Origin of the sequence: Lysobacter antibioticus (genome assembly GCF_000731095.1) — a bacterium.
GTDB lineage: Bacteria > Pseudomonadota > Gammaproteobacteria > Xanthomonadales > Xanthomonadaceae > Lysobacter > Lysobacter antibioticus_B.
Window position 1 is genome coordinate 1 of record NZ_JMTZ01000140.1, and the last position, 4,163, is coordinate 4,163.

Genomic DNA, 4,163 nt, shown 5'->3' on the forward strand with positions numbered 1-4,163 from the left:
TTCTTTTGGGCTTAGCAAAAGAAAGTAACCCGGCCGCGTTAGCGGACGGAAGCTTTAGATGTTGACGTTGCTTCATCGCTCTGCAGCAAGGTACGCAACAACTGCGAGCTGCGCGGTCGCGACTTGCGTCACTCCTACTCTTGAGGCAGCGACCACTACGCCTCAACCTCGCGCCGCTTCCGGCTGGAGTCCAGGATAGGAGCAACGCAAGCGGCAACCGCAGTACTTCAATCTTGCGACGCACCGATCCCGCAAGATCAAACTCAAACGCGCGTTACGACGTCCGAATCCGCATCGGCTGCCAACGCCAATAGGTGAAAACGCGCCACAGCCATTCGACCGGGCCGAAACGGTAATGCCGCAGCCACGCCGCACTGAGCATCATCTGCAATGCGAACACGACGAAGGCCGCGGCGATCAGCGCCGCCAGCGGTACCTGCCCCCACAACCCAAAGCCATAGCCGTAGAACGCCAAGGTGCCGATCAGCGATTGGGCGAGGTAGTTGCTCAAGGCCATGCGCCCGGCCGGCGCGAAGCGCAGCGGCCAGCGCGCGCCGCCGTGCACCACCAACACGACCCAGGCGATCAGGGCCAGGGCCAGCGGCAAGGCGCCGAGCATGTGCAAGGTGCTCGCCGCGACGGCGGCGGCGCTGACCGGGGTGAACGTGGGCGAGCTGTCGATGAGCAAGCTCAAACCGGTGATGGCCACGCCGGCCGGCAAGCCGTAAGCCATCATCGACTTCAGACGGTGACGATGCGCGCCCGGATCGGCGAGCGCTCCGCTGCGCACGAACCAGGCGCCGATCAGGAACAGGCCCAGCACCATCGGCACCATGCTGAACCAGCCCGACATGGCTCCGTCGACGAAGAAGGCCAGGCGCTGCGCCGTCGCTTGCGCGTAATCGCCGTGCGCATAGGCAGCGATTTCGGCGGCGCGCGCGGCACGGTCGGCGGCCATATCGGCGGGCGTCGACTGCGCCACGCCGGGGATCGCCAGCAGCGCGGCGATCATCAGGAAGAAACCGAGCACGCTCAGGTACAGGCTCAGACCGATCCGCCACAAGGCGCCCGGCGACAGCGAACGCATCGCGAACAGCGCGAATGCCGCCAGCGCGTAGGTGACCAGGATGTCGCCGGCCCAGATCAGCCAGGCATGGATCAGGCCGACGATCAACAGACCGACGCTGCGGCGCAGGTACAGCGGGCGGAAATCGCGCCCGGCCAGGCGCGAGCGTTCGGACATGACCGCGAAGCCCATCCCGAACAGCAGCGAGAACAAGGTCCAGAACTTGCTGCGTATCAGCACGTAGACGAAGGCCGAAGCAGCGTGATCGAGCCCCCGCAGGTGCGTATCGATGCCGTCGGAAATATCCGCCAGCGGCCGGGTGAACATCTCGGCGTTGCTGAGGAAGATCCCGAGCAGGGCCAGACCGCGCAGCGCGTCGAGTGCGGGCAGGCGTTCGTGGACGGGAATGGGGGCCAAGCCGGAGGCCGCGGCGCTTGCGCTCATGCTCTCGCTGTCGTCGGTAGGGGCCGTGGCGCTACGGCGCTTGCGGCGGAGTGGCCTGCAACCGGACCCGCCACTGCCGCGATTCTACGGCCGCCTGCCGGATCGCGACCGCATCCTGCGGCGGCCCAAAAAGAAACGGCCCGCGCAGGCGGGCCGTCGCTCATCGAAGGGGCGCCGCGCTCAGTGCGCGTGGCCGCCGTCGCCGTGCACGTGGCCGTGCTCGATCTCTTCCTTGCTGGCTTCGCGCACTTCGACGATCTCGATGGCGAAGTGCAGGTCCTTGCCGGCCATCGGGTGGTTCAGGTCGACATCGACCACGCTCATGCCGACCTTGAGGATCGTCACCGCGCGCGGGCCGAAGCTGGTCGGCAGCACGGCCTGCATGCCCGGGAACAGCTTGGCGTCCTTGAAGTACTTCTTCGGCACGCGCTGGGTCAGGCCTTCCTGATGCGCGCCGTAGGCTTCGGCGGCGACCACGTCGACTTCGAACTTGTCGCCGGCTTCGCGGCCGTCCATCGCCTTTTCCAGGCCCGGGATGATGTTGTTGTGGCCGATCAGGATCGCCAGCGCGTCGCGGCCTTCCGAGGTCTCGAGCGGCTCGCTGCCCTGCTCGGAGACGGTGTAGTGGAAACGGACGACGCGATCTTTCTCGATTTTCATTGCAGGACCCGACTGGAGACCGCCATCGGGCGATCAGGAAAGGAAACGGCGGCTCGTCTTTGAGCGGGCCGCCACAAAACGACAGGTGGACTGTCTTGTCGTCTCGGCGCTTAGCCGCCAAGCTATCGGCCGTGACGAAGGCCGCGCATTATCCCGGCAACACCGCTCCCGCGCCAGCGCGGGTGCGCAAGCCGTGGCCGGCGCTCGCCGTGGCAGTGGCCCTGTGCGCCCTGCTCAGCGCCTGCGGCGGCGGTCGCGAGGTCGTCCGCCGCCCGCCCCCGCCCAAGCCCGTCCGCGAATGGCCCCGGACCGAGCCGGAGAACCCCGGCGCCGCCAATGCCGTCCTGATGCGGGCGATCAGCCTGGTCGGCACGCCTTATCGCTATGGCGGCAACACCCCCGACAGCGGCTTCGACTGCAGCGGCCTGGTCAACTACGTCTATCGGGACATGCTGGCCTTGAGCCTGCCTCGGACCTCGCGCGACCTGGCGTCCTACCAGGGGCCCAGGATCGAGCCGATGCGCCTGGCGGCCGGCGACCTGGTCTTCTTCGGCAGCAAGGGCAACGTCTCCCACGTCGGCATCTACGTCGGCGAGGGCCGCTTCGTGCACGCCCCGAGCACCGGCGGCACGGTCCGCCTGGATCACCTCGACGGCCCTTACTGGGTCAGCCATTACAGCGGCGCGAAGCGGGTTCTCAGGAAGTAACAAGACTTTCATGAATGCGCGATTGGGCATTGCGCTGATGAAAATTGTGAATCAAATCACAGCCTTGTTAACGACCTGCTAACGAAATTTGAACCTATGTCTCCCACATGACGGGCATCATCCCCCATCGGTGACGACTTCGTGATTAATACGTGACGACCCAATTGACTCGCCACGGCCGCCTGGCTGCCACCCCCCAAGCACCTTGCGCCACCGCTCGCACGACTACCGTCGTCCGGGCCAGCCAACGAATCCTGCTGACCGCCGCACTCGCGGTCTGCGCCCTGCCCGCCTTCGCCCAGCAGTCCTCTGCGCTGGGTTCCAGCCTCGGCAGTTCCCTCCCGGGCGGCACCTCGCTGCGCAACGACTCGGCCGACGCGCCGGAGCCGACCGCCAGCAACATGCTGCCGGAGGCCATGACCCTGTCCGATCGCGCCCTGCTCCTGGCGACCGACCTGAACCGCCTGCTGGGCCCGAACGTGAATCTCGGCAAGGCCGACATCCCGGTCGCCGAGCAGAGCCGCATCAAGAGCATGCTGCAGCGCGCCCTGGGCCTGCTGGGCACCCCCTACCGTTGGGGCGGCAGCTCCCCGGATCAGGGCTTCGACTGCAGCGGCCTGGTCGGCTACGTGTTCCGCAACGCCCTGGGCATCGAACTGCCGCGCGTCTCGCGCGAGATGGCCAAGACCGGCGCGGTGATCGACCGCGATGCGATGACCGAAGGCGACCTGGTCTTCTTCGGCCGCCGCGGCCGCGTCGACCACGTCGGCATCTATCTCGGCGAGGGCCGCTTCGTGCACGCCCCGCGCACCGGCAAGGACGTGACCGTCTCCAGCCTGGACACCGGTTACTGGAGCGGCAAGTTCATGGAAGCCCGTCGCGTCGACGGCATCTGAGCGCCCGCTTCCCGATCGAGATTCGCAGGCCGCCTTCGGGCGGCCTGTTTCGTTGTGGAGTGGCGAATCCCTTTTGGGCTGCAACACCGTCCCTGTAGGAGCGGCGTGAGCCGCGACCGCGGGACGCGCAGAGTCCGCAACGCCGAAGTCGTTCGCCGAAGCGGCGTGCTGACGCAGGGTAGGAGCGGCGCGAGCCGCGACCACAGGACGCGCAGAGTTCGCAACGCCTCCGTCGTTGATAGGAGGCGTGAGCTGTCGCGAGGGTAGGAGCGGCGCGAGCCGCGACCGCGTTGTGGCGGTATTGCGGCGCCTGGCTCAAGCAAGCTCTAGATCTAGATCTAGATCAAACGCCAAAAGCTTCCGCCACTAAAGCGGCGGGTTACTTTCTTT

The 4,163-nt window shown here is 66.7% G+C and carries 4 protein-coding genes; 2 read left to right on the forward strand and 2 right to left on the reverse strand.

Going from position 1 to position 4,163, the window contains the following annotated elements; genetic code table 11:
* Positions 1–274: 274 nt before the first annotated feature.
* The gene (locus tag EX88_RS0122470) at positions 275–1,510 is read right to left on the reverse strand and encodes a DUF418 domain-containing protein (protein WP_031374223.1); all 1,236 of its coding nucleotides are present in this window, start codon (positions 1,508–1,510) and stop codon (positions 275–277) included.
* Positions 1,511–1,690: 180 nt separating this feature from the next.
* On the reverse strand, positions 1,691–2,170 hold the full coding sequence (locus EX88_RS0122475) for an FKBP-type peptidyl-prolyl cis-trans isomerase (protein ID WP_031374224.1): 480 nt from the start codon (positions 2,168–2,170) through the stop codon (positions 1,691–1,693).
* 182 nt (positions 2,171–2,352) lie between these two features.
* Between EX88_RS0122475 and EX88_RS0122480 the strand changes: the two genes are divergently transcribed.
* Both EX88_RS0122480 and EX88_RS0122485 read left to right on the forward strand, forming a co-directional pair.
* Positions 2,353–2,877 carry a C40 family peptidase gene (locus EX88_RS0122480; protein ID WP_031374225.1) on the forward strand — a complete coding sequence of 175 codons (525 nt, stop codon included), beginning with the start codon at positions 2,353–2,355 and terminating at the stop codon, positions 2,875–2,877.
* Between the two features lie 182 nt (positions 2,878–3,059).
* A complete protein-coding gene (locus EX88_RS0122485; protein WP_051885445.1) occupies positions 3,060–3,773 on the forward strand; it encodes a C40 family peptidase in 714 nt (237 codons plus the stop codon).
* Positions 3,774–4,163: the final 390 nt, after the last annotated feature.

Bases quoted from the DNA above. Each gene is read 5' to 3' on its own strand.
- EX88_RS0122470 (WP_031374223.1), bottom strand. From the start codon at position 1,510: ATGAGCGCAAGCGCCGCGGCCTCCGGCTTGGCCCCCATTCCCGTCCAC.
- EX88_RS0122475 (WP_031374224.1), bottom strand. From the start codon at position 2,170: ATGAAAATCGAGAAAGATCGCGTCGTCCGTTTCCACTACACCGTCTCC.